This is a genomic window from Amycolatopsis sp. WGS_07, assembly GCF_045278895.1.
In the GTDB taxonomy this organism is placed as follows: domain Bacteria; phylum Actinomycetota; class Actinomycetes; order Mycobacteriales; family Pseudonocardiaceae; genus Amycolatopsis.
The window spans coordinates 8128265-8144495 of the sequence record NZ_CP136053.1 but is presented as its reverse complement, the minus strand read 5'-3'; the positions used below and the strand labels follow the sequence as shown (position 1 = coordinate 8144495).

General features: G+C 71.0%; 16 protein-coding genes. 10 read left to right on the top strand and 6 right to left on the bottom strand.

Features of this window, described 5'->3' with window-relative positions:
- The first annotated feature begins 62 nt into the window (after positions 1 to 62).
- Complete coding sequence (gene mshC, locus RPX00_RS38215) at positions 63 to 1301, top strand: cysteine--1-D-myo-inosityl 2-amino-2-deoxy-alpha-D-glucopyranoside ligase (protein ID WP_406632837.1); 1239 nt, start codon at positions 63 to 65, stop codon at positions 1299 to 1301.
- A 57-nt stretch (positions 1302 to 1358) separates the two neighbouring features.
- On the opposite strand, the gene RPX00_RS38210 is transcribed toward mshC, so the two are convergent.
- Positions 1359 to 2984, bottom strand: a complete 1626-nt coding sequence (locus RPX00_RS38210; protein ID WP_406632835.1) for an ABC-F family ATP-binding cassette domain-containing protein — start codon at positions 2982 to 2984, stop codon at positions 1359 to 1361.
- Positions 2985 to 3239: 255 nt separating this feature from the next.
- Between RPX00_RS38210 and RPX00_RS38205 the strand changes: the two genes are divergently transcribed.
- From RPX00_RS38205 to RPX00_RS38195, 3 genes are read left to right on the top strand one after another with little or no spacing between them, the layout of a single operon-like run.
- Positions 3240 to 3824 (top strand): winged helix-turn-helix domain-containing protein, encoded by a 585-nt coding sequence (locus RPX00_RS38205; protein WP_406632833.1) that lies wholly within the window; start codon positions 3240 to 3242, stop codon positions 3822 to 3824.
- On the top strand, positions 3821 to 5077 hold the full coding sequence (locus RPX00_RS38200) for an MFS transporter (protein ID WP_406632831.1): 1257 nt from the start codon (positions 3821 to 3823) through the stop codon (positions 5075 to 5077). Before RPX00_RS38205 ends, RPX00_RS38200 begins: the two co-directional genes overlap by 4 nt.
- On the top strand, positions 5041 to 5871 hold the full coding sequence (locus RPX00_RS38195; RefSeq protein ID WP_406632829.1) for a metallophosphoesterase family protein: 831 nt from the start codon (positions 5041 to 5043) through the stop codon (positions 5869 to 5871). The genes RPX00_RS38200 and RPX00_RS38195 overlap by 37 nt, the downstream gene beginning before the upstream one ends.
- Before the next feature lie 44 nt (positions 5872 to 5915).
- Here RPX00_RS38195 and RPX00_RS38190 read toward each other — a convergent pair whose 3' ends face one another.
- Both RPX00_RS38190 and RPX00_RS38185 read right to left on the bottom strand, forming a co-directional pair.
- Positions 5916 to 6176: a hypothetical protein gene (locus RPX00_RS38190; protein ID WP_406632828.1), complete on the bottom strand. Its 261-nt coding sequence runs from the start codon at positions 6174 to 6176 to the stop codon at positions 5916 to 5918.
- 723 nt (positions 6177 to 6899) lie between these two features.
- Positions 6900 to 7811 (bottom strand): PAC2 family protein, encoded by a 912-nt coding sequence (locus RPX00_RS38185; protein ID WP_406632826.1) that lies wholly within the window; start codon positions 7809 to 7811, stop codon positions 6900 to 6902.
- A gap of 152 nt (positions 7812 to 7963) precedes the next feature.
- Here RPX00_RS38185 and RPX00_RS38180 point away from each other — a divergent pair, with 152 nt between their 5' ends.
- The 3 genes from RPX00_RS38180 (at position 7964) to hisG (ending at position 9859) form a co-directional block, all read left to right on the top strand.
- The gene (locus RPX00_RS38180) at positions 7964 to 8650 is read left to right on the top strand and encodes an HAD family hydrolase (RefSeq protein WP_406632824.1); all 687 of its coding nucleotides are present in this window, start codon (positions 7964 to 7966) and stop codon (positions 8648 to 8650) included.
- Between the two features lie 64 nt (positions 8651 to 8714).
- Positions 8715 to 8978, top strand: coding sequence for a phosphoribosyl-ATP diphosphatase (locus RPX00_RS38175; protein ID WP_027927607.1), 264 nt, complete (start codon positions 8715 to 8717; stop codon positions 8976 to 8978).
- A gap of 35 nt (positions 8979 to 9013) precedes the next feature.
- Entirely contained in the window at positions 9014 to 9859 is an 846-nt protein-coding gene (gene hisG / locus RPX00_RS38170) for an ATP phosphoribosyltransferase (RefSeq protein WP_406632822.1), read from the top strand.
- 64 nt (positions 9860 to 9923) lie between these two features.
- Here hisG and RPX00_RS38165 read toward each other — a convergent pair whose 3' ends face one another.
- The 3 genes from RPX00_RS38165 to RPX00_RS38155 form a co-directional block, all read right to left on the bottom strand.
- Positions 9924 to 10859: a ParA family protein gene (locus tag RPX00_RS38165; RefSeq protein ID WP_101439862.1), complete on the bottom strand. Its 936-nt coding sequence runs from the start codon at positions 10857 to 10859 to the stop codon at positions 9924 to 9926.
- A 62-nt stretch (positions 10860 to 10921) separates the two neighbouring features.
- Positions 10922 to 11713, bottom strand: a complete 792-nt coding sequence (locus RPX00_RS38160; protein ID WP_406632819.1) for a thioesterase family protein — start codon at positions 11711 to 11713, stop codon at positions 10922 to 10924.
- Positions 11713 to 12606 (bottom strand): RecB family exonuclease, encoded by an 894-nt coding sequence (locus RPX00_RS38155; RefSeq protein WP_406632817.1) that lies wholly within the window; start codon positions 12604 to 12606, stop codon positions 11713 to 11715. Before RPX00_RS38155 ends, RPX00_RS38160 begins: the two co-directional genes overlap by 1 nt.
- A gap of 289 nt (positions 12607 to 12895) precedes the next feature.
- On the opposite strand from RPX00_RS38155, the gene RPX00_RS38150 reads away from it, so the two are divergent.
- The 3 genes from RPX00_RS38150 (at position 12896) to RPX00_RS38140 (ending at position 16218) form a co-directional block, all read left to right on the top strand.
- Entirely contained in the window at positions 12896 to 13645 is a 750-nt protein-coding gene (locus RPX00_RS38150) for a helix-turn-helix domain-containing protein (protein ID WP_406632815.1), read from the top strand.
- A gap of 73 nt (positions 13646 to 13718) precedes the next feature.
- Positions 13719 to 14852 (top strand): 4-hydroxybenzoate 3-monooxygenase, encoded by a 1134-nt coding sequence (locus tag RPX00_RS38145; protein ID WP_406632814.1) that lies wholly within the window; start codon positions 13719 to 13721, stop codon positions 14850 to 14852.
- Positions 14853 to 15063: 211 nt separating this feature from the next.
- Positions 15064 to 16218 (top strand): M50 family metallopeptidase, encoded by a 1155-nt coding sequence (locus RPX00_RS38140; protein ID WP_406632812.1) that lies wholly within the window; start codon positions 15064 to 15066, stop codon positions 16216 to 16218.
- Positions 16219 to 16231 lie beyond the last annotated feature (13 nt).

Below are 16231 nucleotides of genomic sequence, written 5' to 3'. Positions count from 1 at the left end.
AGAAGGCCGGTCCCTCCCACCGGGTGGGAAAGCGGACGGACGTCACGCTTACAGTCGGAGGTATGCAGACTTGGTCCTCCGTCGCCGTTCCCCGGCTGTCCGGCACGCCCCGCCCCCTCCGGCTCCACGACACCGCGACCGGGCAGGTGCGCCCGACGGCGCCAGGAGCAGCCGCCCGGATGTACGTCTGCGGCATCACCCCCTACGACGCGACGCACCTCGGCCACGCGGCCACCTACCTCGCGTTCGACCTGGTCAACCGGGTGTGGCGGGACAACGGGCACGAGGTGCACTACGTCCAGAACGTCACCGACATCGACGAGCCGCTGCTGGAGCGCGCGGAACGCGATTCGGACGACTGGATCGTGCTCGGCATGCGCGAAACGGCGCTGTTCCGCGAGGACATGGAGGCGCTGCGGGTGCTGCCGCCGCGCCAGTTCGTCGGCGCGGTGGAGGCGATCCCGGAGATCGTCGAGGTGATCGCGAAGCTGCTCGCCGACGGCAGCGCCTACCGCGCGGACGACGCCGAGTTCCCGGACATCTACTTCGACCACAGCGCGACCGGCCGGTTCGGCTACGAGTCGAACTACGACGCCGAGACCATGGCGAAGTTCTTCGCCGAGCGCGGCGGCGACCCGGACCGTCCCGGCAAACGGCATCCGCTGGACGCGCTGCTGTGGCGCGTCGCGCGCGAGGGCGAGCCGTCGTGGGAGTCAGAGCTGGGCGCGGGGCGGCCCGGCTGGCACATCGAATGCAGCGCGATCGCGGTGAACCGGCTCGGCCTCGGCTTCGACGTGCAGGGCGGCGGATCCGACCTGATCTTCCCGCACCACGAATACAGCGCGGCGCACGCCGAGGCCGTCGCCGCCGATCACCCGTTCGCCCGGCACTACGTGCATGCCGGGATGATCGGGCTCGACGGCGAGAAGATGTCGAAGTCGCGCGGCAACCTGGTCTTCGTGTCGCGGCTGCGCGCCGACGGCGTCGACCCGGCGGCGATCCGGCTGGCCCTGTTCGCTGGCCACTACCGTGAGGACCGGGCCTGGACCGACCAGCTGCTGGTCGAGGCCAAGGACCGGTTGGCCCGCTGGCGCGAGGCGGTGGCGCTGCCCGCTGGACCGGAGGCGGGGGACACTGTGGCCCGGCTGCGCGACCACCTCTCCGACGACCTGAACACGCCGAAAGCCCTGACGGCGATCGACGCGTGGGTCACCTCGGCCCTGCGCCGCGACGGCACCGACGAGACCGCCCCGGGCCTGATCAAGGAAGCCGTGGACGCCCTGCTGGGCATCGTTCTCTGAGCTGCCAGCAGCGGGGCCGGACCTTCGCCGGTCCAGCCCCGCTGACTGTATAACGACCTAGACCCCCTCGCGGTGGCCATCAGCCAGTGCGAGGTGGTCGCCTTCCCAGCGCCGCCGCAGCCACCGATCATGCGAAGCGAGGACGACCGCGCCCGGTGCGCTGTCGAGGGCTTCGGACAGTTCCTCGGCCAGGCTGAGCGACAGGTGGTTGGTCGGCTCGTCCAGCAGCAGCACGTCCGGCGGCTCAGCGAGCAGCACGGCCAGTGCCAGCCGGCGGCGCTGTCCCACCGAAAGCTCGCCGACCGGACGGTCGTGTTCCCTCGGCGGCAGCAACCCGAGCGTGGACAGTGACGGAGCCGCGTCACCGGCCGCGGCGCGATACACCTCTTGCGCGGTCCGCTTCGGCCGGGCGAACGTGACATCCTGCTCCAGCAACCCGACCCGCACGCCGGGTCCGAAGTGGACAGTCCCGGCCGAGGGGGTGAGCTGACCGGCCAGCACGGACAGCAGGGTGGATTTGCCCGCCCCGTTGCCACCGGTCACGAGGAGCCGCGCGGTGCGGTCCACGTCGAGTTCGTCCAGCTGCACGCGACCCGGCACCGCGATGCCGCGCACCGACACCGCCGGGCCTTCGCCGGTGGTGTCCGCGGTGAGCGTGGCCCGAAACCGCAGTGGCGCAGGCGGTTTGCGGACTTGCTCGCGCTCCAGCGTGTCCAGCTTGAGCTGTGCGTTGCGGACCCGGCGGGAAATCTGCTTCTGCACCCGGCCGGTCTTGAAGTCGTAGAGCATCTTCGCGTTGTCCCGGGGCGCGCGGTCGTGCGCGACCCGGCGCGCGGTGCCGTGCACGGATTCCCGCAGCTGCTTGAGTTCCTCCTGTTCTTCGTTGAATCGCTGTTCCCAGCGCGCCCGTTCGGCCTTCTTGTGGCCGAGGTACGCGGTGTAGCTGCCGCCGTAGCGCGTCGCGCCGCCGACGCGGCGGTCCGCCGGAACCGGGTCCAGGTCCACGATGTCGGTGCAGACCGCGTCGAGGAACACGCGGTCGTGCGAGGACAGCACGACGACGCCGGTCAGCTCCGCGAGATGCCGCTCGAGGAACTCCATCGCGTTGTCGTCGAGGTGGTTGGTCGGCTCGTCGAGCAGCAGCGTGCGCGGCCGCCGCACCAGCAGGGCGGCCAGTCCGAGCCGGGACCGTTGCCCGCCGGAGAGCGTGTGCAGCCGCCGGTCGTGCTTGATGTCGCCGAGCCCGAGACCGGCTAGGACCAGGTCCGCGCGCCGGTCCGCGTCCCACAGGTCGTGTGCCTGTGCCCATTCCAGGACGTGGCCGTACTCGCTGAGCACTTCCGGGTCGTCCGGGCGTTCGGCGAGCACGGCGGCCAGTTTGTCGAGCGTCGCCGCGGCGGTGCGGATCTCCGACAGTGCCTCGTCGAGGACGTCGGAAACCGTCGCGGTGCCGGCGAACGGCAGCTCCTGGAACAGGAAGCCGAGGTCGCCGTGCCGCACCACTGAGCCCGCGCGCGGGACTTCGAGCCCGGCGAGCAGCCTGAGCAGGGTGGATTTTCCGACGCCGTTTTCGCCGACGAGCCCGATCCGCCTCCCGGGCGACGCGACGAGCGAGACCCCGTTGAGGACGGTGCGGGCGCCGTAGCCGAAAACGAGGTCGGTGGCGTGCAGGACGGTAGACATGAGTGATCACCGGGCCTTTGCGGTGGAAGCGAAATCCCCGACGGGCAACGCAGTGGCTTCCCGGGAGCAGGGCTCGACCGGGAGCGGCCTCGATGCGGGGAGGGCTCGGCTCAGCTGTCCATGATGGGCCGGAGCATAACGCGGAGCCCGTCCCGCTTGGCAAATGGTTTTTCCGCTCTTGACGCCGCACCACCCTCCTGCAACTCTGAAAGAGTCGTTTCGAAAGAATCCCTTCAGAGTTAGGCCGGGCCCCCGATGACTGAACTGCCCCCGCGCAAGCGGGTCGACGACGTCGAGCTGCTGCGGGCGCTCGCGCACCCGCTGCGCTCGGCGCTGGTGCACCACCTGATGGCGGTCGGCCCGTCGACGGCCAGCGAATGCGCGGACGCGGTCGGCTCGACAGCGTCCAACTGCAGCTGGCATTTGCGGAAGCTGGCCGAACACGGCCTCGTCGAGCGCGCTGAGGGCGGCGACGGCCGGGAACGTCCGTGGCAGGCCTGCCAGGTCGGCCTGGTGCTCGGCTCCCCGGGCGGCGATCCCGCGCTCGCGGCGGCGCAGCTGGCGGTCGCCGGCACCGAACTGGCCGAGGAGCAGGAGCTGACCCAGCGGTACCTCGACACGATCGAGCAGCTCGACGAGGACTGGCGCGAGGCAGGCGGCTTCTTCTCCTACGGTCTGTACGCGACGCCGGAGGAAGTCACCGCGCTGACCAAGGCCATCGACGATCTGATCCGGCCGTACGTCAGCACGATCCGCGAGGACGCGCCCGCCGACGCCCGCGCGGTCTTCCTCGGCATGCGCGCCTTCCGCCGGATCGGCCACGACGGGAAACCGGTATGAGACGGCTGCTCGCCGCGCCGGGATTCGCCCGGCTCTGGATCTCCGCGTTCTTCGGCGAGACCGCCGAATGGATGCTGCAGGTCGCGCTGCCGGTGTACCTGTTCGTCCGCACCGGTTCGGCGGTCACGACGGCGTTGAGCATCGTGCTCGGGCTCCTGCCCGCGGTGCTGCTGAGCCCGATCGCCGGGGTGGTCGCCGATCGGTGGGACCGCCGGGTCGTGCTGGCGGTGGTGTGCGTCGGCCAGGCGCTCGTGGTGCTGCCGCTGCTGATCGGCACGGAACTGCCGGTCGCGGCGGTCTACGCGGTGATGGCGGCGCAGGCGGGGCTGGCCTCGGTGTTCGAACCGGCCCGCAGCGCGCTGGTGCCGGAGCTGGTCGGGGTCGAGGACGTCACCCCGGCGAACGGGCTGATGAGCGTGAACGGCAGCGTCGCGCGGCTCGCGGGCGGCTGGGCCGGCGGAGCGCTGCTGGGATGGGGTGGGCTGGACCGGGTGATCGCCGGGTACCTCGTCGCGCTCGCGGTCGCGGGGATGCTGCTCGCGTTCCCGTTCCGGCGCGTGACGGTGCGGAAGCCCGTGCCCGAACAGGCGGATTGGCTGGCCGGAGCCCGTGATCTGGCGGGCAAGCGGCTCCGCGCGACGAGTGTGTCGGCGCTGCTGACGTCGCTCGCGCAGGGCATGTTCCTGGTGCTGTTCGTGGTGTTCGTGCTCGACATCCTCCGTGGCAGCGAGGCCGACGCCGGGCTGCTGCGCGGCGTGCAGGCGATCGGCGGGCTGGCGGCCGGGTTCGCGGTGGCGACGCTGGCCCGGCGGGTCGCGCCGGTGCTGCTGCAGGGCTGGGGTCTGGTCGCGGCCGGGCTGATGTCGGTGGCGATCTGGAATCTGCCGGGCGCGACGACGATGCTCGGGGTGTACGTCGGGCTGTTCATGGCGGTCGGCGCGCCCGCCGTGGTGGCCGGCGCGGGGCTGCTGTCGCACGTGCAGGCGGAGACTGGCCCGGACCGCGCGGGACGGGTGCTGAGCACGGTGTACGCGCTGATGGCCGCGGGCACGGCGGCCGGTTCGCTGCTCGCCGGCGCGCTCGTCGCGGTGATCGGCCCGACAGTGCTGCTGAACGTGCAGGCAGGGCTCCATGTGAGTGCCGGGCTGGTCGTTCTGGGGTGGGGGAATGGGCGGTTCCGGCGCTTCCGGGCGCGGAAAGTCGTTACGGTGGAGGAGTGCCGTCTCTCTTCGCCACCAGCGACCTCCACGTGACCCACGAGGGCAACGGCCCGATCGTCGACGAGGTAGTGCCCGACGATCCCGGCGATTGGCTGCTCGTCGCCGGCGACGTCGCCGAATCCGCCAAGGTCGTCCGGGAGACGCTCGCGACGCTGCGCGAGCGGTTCGCGAAAGTCGTGTGGGTCCCGGGCAACCACGAGCTGTGGACCACGCCGAACGACGAATGCCAGCTGCGCGGACAGGCGCGGTACGAGTTCCTGGTGGAGCAGTGCCGAGCGATCGACGTGCTCACCCCCGAGGACGAGTTCCCGGTGTGGGACTTCGGCCCGGAGCCGCTGACGATCGCGCCGCTGTTCGTGTTCTACGACTACAGCTGGCGCACCCCGGAGACCGAGGGCAAGACCCGCGAAGAGGCGCTCGCGCACGCCCGCGACGTCGGGGTGGTGTGCACCGACGAGTACTACCTGCACCCAGACCCGTACGAATCCCGCGCGGCCTGGTGCGAGCAGCGGCTGAAGGTGAGCCGCGACCGGCTGGACGCGATCCCGGCCGACCGCCGCACGATCCTGATGTCGCACTGGCCGCTGCACCGGCACCCGACGAACCCGCTGTACTACCCCGATTTCGCGCTCTGGTGCGGCACCACGCAGACCGAGGACTGGCACCTGCGCTACCGCGCCGAACTGGCGGTTTACGGGCACCTGCACATCCCGCGCACGACGTCCGCCGACGGCGTGCGGTTCGAAGAGGTGTCGCTCGGCTATCCGCGGGAGTGGCGGAAGCGCGCTCGTGGTGCGGTGCCGGTGCGGAAGCTGCTCACCGCCTGAGCGGACACGACCGGCTGGCCGCGTCCGCTCAGGCTCGGCGCGGATCAGTCGAACGAAAGCCGGCAGGCCGTTCCCGCGACGTGCGCGGGGACGTAGGCGCGGCGAAGGACCCAGTAGCACTCCTCGAACGAGCTGGCGTCGCAGGCGTCGTGGGCGAGCCAGGGCTCGATGTCGTACGCACCCACGGCGTAGTCCATGCAGGCGCCGAAATCGTCCGCCTTCACCGGTGCGGCCGACGCCGCGGGCGCGGCCGCCGCCAGTGCGCCCGCCGCGAGCAGGGTCGCCGCCAGTACCTTGCCGAACATCACTTACCTCCTGGTCCGCGCGACGTCGCTCGCGCCAGACCAGTCAACGAGACCCGCTCGGAGACGCACCAGAGCAGCCCGGCGCGATCAGTCAACGGCGCAGGCACCGTCATCCCGCCGGGCGGCCAGGTTCACTGTTCGTAGCTCGGTGATCACGGTGCGTTCGCTCGCTCGTGGCGGGTCGTGAGTGGCGATCGCGGTTCTAACCGGGATAAACACTCACGACCCCCCAGCCCGGCGGCTCGCACCACCGACGCCGACGCCTCCGTCATCGCAGGACTGCGCGCCAAGGGGTCGTGAGTGGCGGTGCCGGTTCTGACCGGCATCGCCACTCACCAGATGGGCGCCGCCGCCAGAACCCGAGCTTGGTTGCAATGCCAGGGGCTTAAAGCGGCGTTATGGCGGCAGCCGAGGCGTGTCCGTCCAGGCTGAAGCCGCCGGCGGCCCGTTGGCTTGCGCCGGGGCTGCTGCGGACGTCGGGAGCAGGGTCCGTCGTCCGTGAAGGGCACCTTGAGGGAATCAGATTCCCTCAAGGTGCCCTTCACGGACTTGAAGAAGCGGGCATTCTGGCATTGATCGGGCATTTCGCTGGCCCGGACGTCCTTTGTGGACGGTCAGCAGGCTGAGGCCGCCCGGCTTAAGTCCCTGGCATCGCGGGCTGCGGGTCCGAGGGGGTCGTGAGTGGCGATCCCGGTTAGAACCGGCATCGCCACGCACGAGGGGTCAGCGCAGGCCGAACCCGCCGTCCTGGCCGGGCCGGCGCCGCCGCAGGTAGCGTTCGAACTCGGCGGCGATCTTGTCGCCCGAGACCTCTTCCATGGTGAAGTCGGTCTCGGCGTCGCCGCGCTCCTCGAGGCTGCGGACGTATTCGCTGATTTCCTCGTCCTCGTCGGCCATCTCGCTGACCGTCTGCTGCCACTCCTCGGCCTGCTCCGGCAGCGCGCCGAGCGGGATCTCGACGTCGAGGACGTCCTCCAGCTTGTGCAGCAGCGCCAGCGTGGCCTTCGGCGACGGCGGGTGCGAGACGTAGTGCGGCACCGCGGCCCAGATCGACACCGCCGGGATGCCGACCTGCACGCAGTAGTCCTGCAGGATCCCGACGATCCCGGTCGGGCCCTGGTAGTTGCTCACCTCGAGCCGGTACTTGCTGGCGGTGTCCTTGTCGTAGGCCGTCCCGGTGACCGGGACCGGCCGGGTGTGCGCGGTGTCGGCGAGCAGGGCGCCGAGCGCGACGACCATCGACACGTCCAGCTCCTGCACGTGCTCCACCAGCTCCGCGCAGAACTTCCGCCAGCGCATGTTCGGCTCCGGGCCCTGCACCAGCACGAGGTCGCGGTCGAAGCCGTCGGGGCGGCACACCGACAGCCGCGTGGTGGGCCATTCGACCCGGCGGGTGATGCCGTCGACCATCTTCACCGTGGGGCGGCTGACCTGGAAGTCGTAGTAGTCGTCCGGCTCGAGTTCGGCCAGCGGGGTCGCGTCCCAGGTGAGCTGGAGGTGTTCGATCGCCTGGCTGGCCGCGTCGCCCGCGTCGTTCCATCCCTCGAAAGCGACGATCATGATAGGTCGCTGGGCATCGGTGCGGTCGCGCTCCGGGTCGCCGGGCCGCGGGGTTTCGTCGACAGGCTCACTCACCTGACCAGCCTACGGCCTAGGCCGCCTACGCTGCGCAGCGTGTCCGCCCTCGCGTGTCACCAGGCAGGTGTGGCCCCGCTCACGGCGGCCCGCGTGGGACGCTGGAGGGGAGCGGGCCCGACCGGGGCACGGCAGGCGGACAAGGAGAAACTGTGACTGCACCGTCCTCTTCGGACGGACTGGCGGCTGTCCTCTGGGACATGGACGGCACCCTCGTCGATTCCGAGAAACTGTGGGACGTCGCGCTGTACGAGGCCGCCGAGGCGCTCGGCGGCACGCTTTCGGAGGAAATCCGGATGACGCTCGTGGGGTCCAACATGGACGCCACCGCCACCGTGCTGCTGGAGCAGACCGGGCGTCCGGTGACGCCGGAGGCGGTCGCGGAAACGGGGGAGTGGATCCGCCGCCGCACCGCCGGGCTGTTCGACGACGCGCTGCCGTGGCGTCCCGGCGCGCGCGAGGCGCTGGCCGCGGTCCGCGCGGCCGGGCTGAAGTCCGCGCTGGTCACCTCCACCGAACGGGCGCTGACCGAACTCGCGCTCGACACGATCGGGCGGGATTTCTTCGACGTCACGGTCTGCGGCGACGAGGTCGACGGCCAGAACAAACCCCTCCCTAGGCCGTACTTGAAGGCGGCCGAACTGCTTGGAGTGGCCCCGGAGCGGTGCGTCGCGGTCGAGGACTCGCCGCCGGGCGCGGAGTCCGCCGAAAGCGCTGGCTGCACGGTGCTCGTGGTGCCCAACGACGTGTCGGTCCCGGAGGGGCCGCGGCGCGTGTTCCGCACGTCGCTGGCCGGTGTCGGCGTGCCCGAACTGGCCGCGCTGCTGCCCTCGCTGTGACCTCGGCGGCTTCCGGGTCACCCGGAGCGGCGCGGACCGGTGCGGGATGAAAGGATTCGGCACCGTGAAGACCTTCGATGAGCTGTTCGCGGAGCTTGCCGAGCGCGCGCGTACCCGTCCCGACGGGTCCGGCACCGTCGCCGCACTGGACGCCGGAGTCCACGCCCAGGGCAAGAAGGTGCTCGAAGAGGCGGGCGAGGTGTGGATCGCCGCCGAGCACGAATCCGACGACCGGCTGTCGGAAGAGATCTCGCAACTGCTGTACCGGGTGCAGGTGCTCATGCTCGGCCGGGGAATCTCGACCGAGGACGTGTACCGCTACCTGTGACGCGCTCGCGCACCGGAGACCGAGGAGAAAAGCGAATGCTGCGTGTTGCCGTGCCGAACAAGGGAGCCCTCGCCGCCGCTTCGGCGGAGATGCTTTCCGAGGCGGGCTACCGCAAGCGACATGACGGCAAGGACCTGACCGTTCTCGACCCGGTCAACGAGGTCGAGTTCTTCTTCCTCCGGCCGAAGGACATCGCCATCTACGTCGGTTCCGGCGAGCTGGACCTCGGCATCACCGGCCGCGACCTCGCGCTCGACTCGGGAGCGCCGGTGGACGAGGTGCTCGCCCTCGGGTTCGGCGCCTCGACCTTCCGGTACGCCGCTCCCGCAGGGCGCGACTGGAAACCGGCCGACCTGCACGGCAAGCGGCTCGCGACGTCGTACCCGCGGCTGGTCCGCGACGACCTCGCGCGCCACGGCGTCGAGGCCGAGGTGATCCGGCTCGACGGGGCGGTGGAGATCTCGATCCAGCTCGGGGTCGCGGACGCGATCGCGGACGTGGTCGAGTCCGGACGGTCGTTGCGCCAGCACAACCTCGTCGCGTTCGGCGAGCCGATCTGCGCGTCCGAGGCGGTGCTGCTGCAGCGCGCCGGGAGCGAGGGATCGAAGGCCAAATCGCAGCTGGCGGCCCGGCTGCAGGGCGTGGTTTTCGCGCAGCACTACATGATGCTGGACTACGACTGCCCCCGGGAGATTCTCGAGCGGGCCATTTCGATCACGCCGGGGCTGGAGTCGCCGACGGTGGCCCCGCTGGCGGACGAGAAGTGGGTCGCGGTGCGGGCGATGGTGCCGCGCAAGGAAGTCAACCGGATCATGGACGAGCTGGCGGAGACCGGCGCGAAGGCGGTGCTGGCCTCGGACATCAGGTCCTGCCGGTTGTAGAAACTGCTTGAGCAGAGGGCGTCTTCTCTTCGGGGAGACGCCCTCTGTCGCATGTGGACAGTGATCAGCGTGGGCGGTTCGGGCGTTTCGGCATCAGGTCGTAGAGCTTCTTGCGCGCGCCGTTGTCGTTGACGTTGCGGGCCACCGCGACCTCGGAAATGAAATCCTCGAACACGAACTCGTCGTCGGCCGGAACCTCGGTGGGGCCGGGGTTCTGCGCCAGATAGCCGTCGAGCGTTTCGGCGATTTCCCGGAACGACACCGCTTGGATGGTTTCCGGGGCGAACGTCGTGACCGGGACGCCGTGCGCGGCGGCCTCGTTCATCACCACACCAAGGGGGACGTGCGAGAGCATCGGGACGCCGAAGGAGTACATCTCCTGCAGCGCGGCCGCGGCGTAGTGCGAGATCGGGCGGCGGTAGAGGCCCGGCACGATGCCGAACCACGCGATGGGGGAGCGGCCAGTCGTCTGCTCCACGTAGCGGACCTGCTCGGACAGCAGCCGCAGGGCGCGGATGCTCGTCTTGTCCGGCTGGACCGGGACCAGGATCCCGTGCGAGGCGGCCAGCGCGTTGTTCGTCAGCACGTCCTGGGCCGGCGGACAGTCGATGATCACGTGGTCGTAATGGGCGAACTGGATCACCCGGGCCAGCTGCCAGCCAGGCACCCGGAACTGGTCCAGCCTGCGGATCAGGTCGAACATCCCGGGCGACGTCGGGATCACGTCGAACGCGCCGCCGCGGCCGAGGTTGCTGCGCGGATGCGGGACGGCCAGCTGCTCGATCGGGCCCTTCCACAGCTTGGTCAGCGCCTTCGCCAGGCTCGGCGCGTCCGCCGGGACCTCGTCCATGCCGAGCATCTCGGTCGTCGCGTGCCCCTGCGGGTCGAGGTCGACGAGCAGCACCCGCCTGCCGCGTTCGGCGAGGGCCGCCGCCGCGCCCACGCTCAGCGAGGTTTTGCCCACCCCGCCCTTCTGGTTGACCACCGAGGTGATCTGCATGCCGGAGCGCTCCCTTGTCGGTCGTTCCGCGAAGGCTATCGGACTCGCGCGCCGCAGCGCGCTCATCCGCCCCCGGCCTGTCGCGGGCGCACCAGCAGAGCCTGCGCGCCGGTGCCGACCGGGCCGGAACGATCGTGCAGCGTACTGGTCGCGGTGCCGATCCCGTGCGGGCCGACCAGGGTGACCGCGTCCAGCCCGATCCACTCGCCCTCGGGGATCCGGCGCAGGTGCACGGTCAGCTCCGAGTTGATGAACCACCAGTCCGCCGTCGGCAGGAAATGCGACACCCCGTTGCCGGAGTCGGCGATGGCGAACAGCCGCTGCAGGCCGGTCGGCTCCTCGCCGTCCACCAGCGGATACCGCTGCCGCCCCCACACCGCGGCCGGACCGGGCGAGGAGATCGCGCCGCGCACCGAACGCCATTCGATCGCGTGCAGGTAGCCGCCCTGCCAGTCGTCGGGGAAGGCCGCCTCGGCCCCGGCGTCGGCCGAGGGCAGCAGCGGACCGCCGTCGGTGGCGATGCCGGCGGTGTCGGACGTCGCGATCCGCCACCCGGACGCCCGCGCCACCGTCCGGCCGTTCGCGGACAGCTCGGACTGGACCAATTCGACCGTCCGGCCCGGCCGTTCGACCCAGGACCGCTGCTCCAGCACGCCCACCGGGGCCGGGCCGAGGATCTCGACCGTCACCCGGGCCAGCTGGGCCGGATGCGCCGACTCGAGGTGTTCGAGCCCGCGCACGAGCAGCGCCGAGGGCGGGCCGAAATGCTGCGCGCCCGGATCCCACGGACCGACGGTGTGCTCGGTCGCCTCGTACCGCTCGTCGCCGAGCGGGAGGAAGAAGGCGTCGCCCATCAGTCGGCCCGGTCCAAGGCCGTCTCCTCGCCCGGATCGGGCTCCGGCCAGCCCGGATACTCCGGCGGCGTGCCCCCGAACTCCGGACAGTGCGCCTGATGGTCGCACCACGAGCACAGCTTGCCCTTGTTCGGCCGGAAATCGCCGGTCTTGCCCGCTTTCAGGATGGCCTGCCAGATCGCCTCGAGAGTGCGCTCGAACCGGACCAGCTCGCCCTCGTCCGGCGTGTAGGCCAGCGACTGGCCGTCGGTGAGATACATCAGCTTCAGCTGCCGCGGGACGACCCCGCGCAGCCGCCACAGCACCAGCGCGTAGAACTTCATCTGGAACAACGCCTTCGCCTCGCCGATCTCGCGCGGGGCGGCGCCGGTTTTGTAGTCCACGACCCGGATCTCGCCGGTCGGCGCGACATCCACCCGGTCGATGTACCCACGCAGCAGCACGCCCGAGCCCAGCTCGATCTCCACGTGCAGCTCGCAGGCCTCCGGCTCCAGCCGGCTCGGATCCTCCAGCTCGAAATACGAATCAAGCAGCTTTTCGGCCGAGGCCAGCCACTTCTCCGTCTCGCCGGGTTCGCCGTCCGCGAACAGCTCCGTCCACTCCGGACTCTCGCTGGACAGCTCCGTCCACGTGGGCGCGAGCAGCTCCTTCGCCCGCGGAGCGACGCGTTCGGCGGCGGGCAGCGCGAAAAGCCGCTCCAGGACCGCGTGGACGAGCGTGCCGCGCAGCTGCGCCCTCGTGGGCACCTCCGGCAGCCGGTCGACCGCGCGGAACCGGTAGAGCAGCGGGCACTGCTTGAAGTCGCTCGCCCGGGACGGCGACAACGCGGGCCGCCTCCTGGCGGGTGGACTGGTCTCCCCCGGAGGGGTGGTGACCGTGGCGGTGTCGGGCATGGGGCAGAGCGTAACGCTGGGGTACGACAATTGTGGTGACCCGGGGAGGCGGGGGTGTGGTGACGTGGGGGTGGGGACTGGGTGCCTAGGGTCACCAGCTGTGTTTTGGCGCCGACTTCGTCGGCGCGCGCGGGATCGCCTTTAGTCGGCGTCTGACCGAGCGGGGTGCTGGGCCCCGGGGGGCCGGGCACCCCGCTCGGTCAGACGCCGACGCGATCCCGCGGTTGTGGTCGGGTGAGGGGTGGCTGGGTAAGGGGTGGTGGGGTTGTGGGTTAGAGGAGAGGCCGGGATGCCGGAGGGGATGACGCCGCAGGGGGCGGGGTGGTTGCCGGGCGGGTTTTTGATGGGCAGGCACTCGCATCGCGACGGGCAGTTGGTGTATGCGGCGTCTGGGGTTTTCAGTACCACCACCGAGTTTGGGACTTGGGTGGCTCCTGCGGACCGGGTTAGCTGGACGCCTCCTGGGGTGGGGCATTCGCATCGGTTTTACGGGCGCACTGATACTCGGATTCTGGCTGTTCCCGTCGAGGAGTGCGGGGGGTTGGGCCGGCGGGCTGGGGTGTTTGCGGTTTCGCCGTTGTTGCGGGCTGGGATTTTGGCCTTGACCGGGGACGAGGTGCGGTCGGCTGAGGCGGCTCGGCGGGTTCGGGCGGTGGTGCTGGACGAGCTGGGGGTGGTGCCTGGGGAGGGGCTGCATCTGCCGGAGCCTCGGGACGATCGGCTGCGCGTGGTTGCCGAGTTGCTGCATGCCGAGCCGGGGCGGGGCGAGACGTTGGCTGAGCTGGGGCGGCTCGCGGGGGCTAGTGAGCGGACGTTGAGCAGGCTGTTTCAGAGCGACCTCGGGATGAGTTTTCATCGGTGGCGCACGGTGCTGCGGGTGCATCACGCGTTGTTCCGGCTGACGGAGGGGGCGTCGGTGACGGATACCGCGATCGCGTGCGGGTGGGCGAATCCGTCGGCGTTCATCGGGGCGTTCACGGCGTTGGTGGGGCAGACGCCGGGGCGGTATCAGGCTGAGTTGCGCGAGCGCGCCGAGTAATTGGCGGGTTTGGGGCATCGGCTGCCCGGTTGCTGGTGGTCCGCGGGGCAGGGGCCGGAACACAGTGGTGATCATGAATCAGGCAGACGAGAAAACCACTGTGGTTGTTGTGGGCGGCGGGGTCGCGGGGCTTGCGCTGGGGGTGTTTCTCCAGCGCAGCGGGATTCCTTGCGTGGTCTTGGAAAAGCACCGCCGGGAGTACGTGGAGCAGCGGCAGCGAGCTGGATCGCTCGACGGTCGCGGGGTGCGGATGCTGCGCGAATGGGGCGTGGGCGAGGCGGTCGAGGAGCACGGGGGCGGGCCGTCCGACGTGGTGCTGCCGCTGATGGTCGACGGCGAGCGGCGGGCGTGGCGGATGGACGCGGATGAGGACGGCGCGGGCGCGTTCATCCCGCAGCAGGTTCTCGTCCGGAACCTCATCCGGATCTTCCTGCGCGACGGCGGCGATCTCAGGTTCGGGGCGGAGGACGTCGCGCTGGAGGGGCTCGACACGGAGCAGCCCCGGGTGCGGTACCGGGACGGGGCGATCAGCTGCGAATTCGTCGCGGGCGCCGACGGGTTTCAGGGCGTCAGCAGGTCGGCGATTCCGGACGGGTTCCTCACCTGTCACAGCTATGAGTTCGGGTACGCCTGGCTGTCGGCGATGACGGACGTGCCCGCGGACCCGGCGGCCGTGATGGCGGTGCATTCGCGGGGCTTCGCCGCGCAGATCACCCGCGGGCCGAACGCGAGCCGGGTCTACCTGCAGTGTCCGGTGGACGACACCGTCGGCGACTGGCCGGACGAGCGGGTCTGGGACGAACTCGCCGAGCGGTTCGGCATGCCCGTGGCGCGGGGGCCGATCGCGACCAAGCAGGTGGTGCCGTTGCGCGGGGTGGTGTTCAGCCCGATGCGCTACGGCCGGTTGTGCCTCCTCGGGGACGCCGCGCACCTGATTTCCCCGATGAGCGCGGAGGGCATGAGCCTCGCGCTGCACGACGCCGAGGTGCTTGCCAAGGGGATCGTCGCTCAGGTGGAGAAGGACGACCCGGGCCCGCTGGAGGGCTACTCGGACACCTGTCTCGCCCATGTCTGGGAGCGGCAGGCAGCGGCGGTCTGGATGACCGACGCGATGCACGATTCCGGTGACGCTTCGTATCGCGGGGAGTTCCGGAAGCAGGTGGCGCGGGCGAATCTGGAGAACCTCGTCCAGCCGGAATCCGCCTGACCCGACCTGCCGGGAAGGGCCCATATCTGCGAATACGGTCAGATGGGCATCAACCGGGCATTTTGGCTGAATTGCGTCCCGTGTGGACAGTCGACCGACCGGCTCTGCGGGCCCTTCCCGGCGATCCGGGCAGGCCGGGCGAGACCGACACCACTCGTCCGGGGACACCGGGTCACCGGCTTCCCACACCCGGACCCCTACGCTGGGCCGCATGGCCGCGACCAGTCAGCACGGCGCCGGGCCCGCCCGGCGCGCCGGCGGGGACGGCGGCCTGCTGCTGTTCCGGGTCGGCGGGGTGCCCGTTTTGCTCGCCCCCTCGTGGTGGATCGGGTCGCTGATCATCGTGGTGCTGTACGCGCCGCTGGTCGGACGACTGCTGCCGGACGTTTCGACGCCGACCGCGTGGCTGCTCGCCGCCGCGTTCGCGGTGCTGCTCGGGCTTTCCGTGCTCGCGCACGAGCTGGGCCACTGCCTCGTCGCGCTGCGGCTCGGGATCCCGGTGCGGCGGCTGCGGCTGTTCCTCCTCGGCGGACTGTCCGAAGTGGCCCGCACGCCGCGGCGGCCGGGGCAGGAAGGGCTTGTCGCGGCGGCGGGTCCGGCGGTTTCGCTGGTGCTGGGCGGGTTCTGCTCGCTGCTGCTGTTCGCGGTGCCGCCGGACGGTGCGGTGTGGCTGCTGGTCGCGGAGTGCGCGGTGGCCAACTTCGCGGTCGGGTTCTTCAACCTGCTGCCGGGATTGCCCTTGGACGGCGGACGGCTCGTGCGCGCCGGGGTCTGGGCGATGACCGGCTTGCGCGCCAAGGGGACCAAGGCGGCGGTCGCCGGCGGCGCGCTGGTCGCGACCGGGCTGATCGTGTGGGCGCTGCTCGGGCTGGCGATGCAGAGCCCGGACCGGTGGCTGCGGCTCGGCGTGTGCGTCGTGACGGCGTGGTTCGTGATCCTCGGCGCGCGGTCCGAGCTGGCCGCGGAAGCCCGGCGCGGCTGGCCGGCGGGGCTGGAACTGTCCGATGTGGTCCGGCCGGTGCTGCAGCTTCCCGCCGAAAGCCCGGTGTCCGACGCGCTGGCGGCGTCGGCGGGGCGCGGGGTCGTGCTGGTGCGCGCGGACGGGGTCGCGGCGGGATTGCTGGACGAGCAGGCCGCGCAGCAGCTGGCGAGCCTCAGCCCGCACGCGCCCGCCGAACAGGCCGCGGAGCCGATCCGCGCGGAGACCGTGCTGCTGGCGTCGGAACCGGGGGAGGAGATCGCCGAGCGCGTCCGCGAGACGCCCGCCTGGCAGTTCCTCGTGGTCGACGACGAAGGGCGGCCGGCGGGCGTGCTGCGCCGCGAAGACCTGCGGGCCGCGCTGATGCAGGGCCGCCGCGCGCGGTGAGGGGCACCCGCGC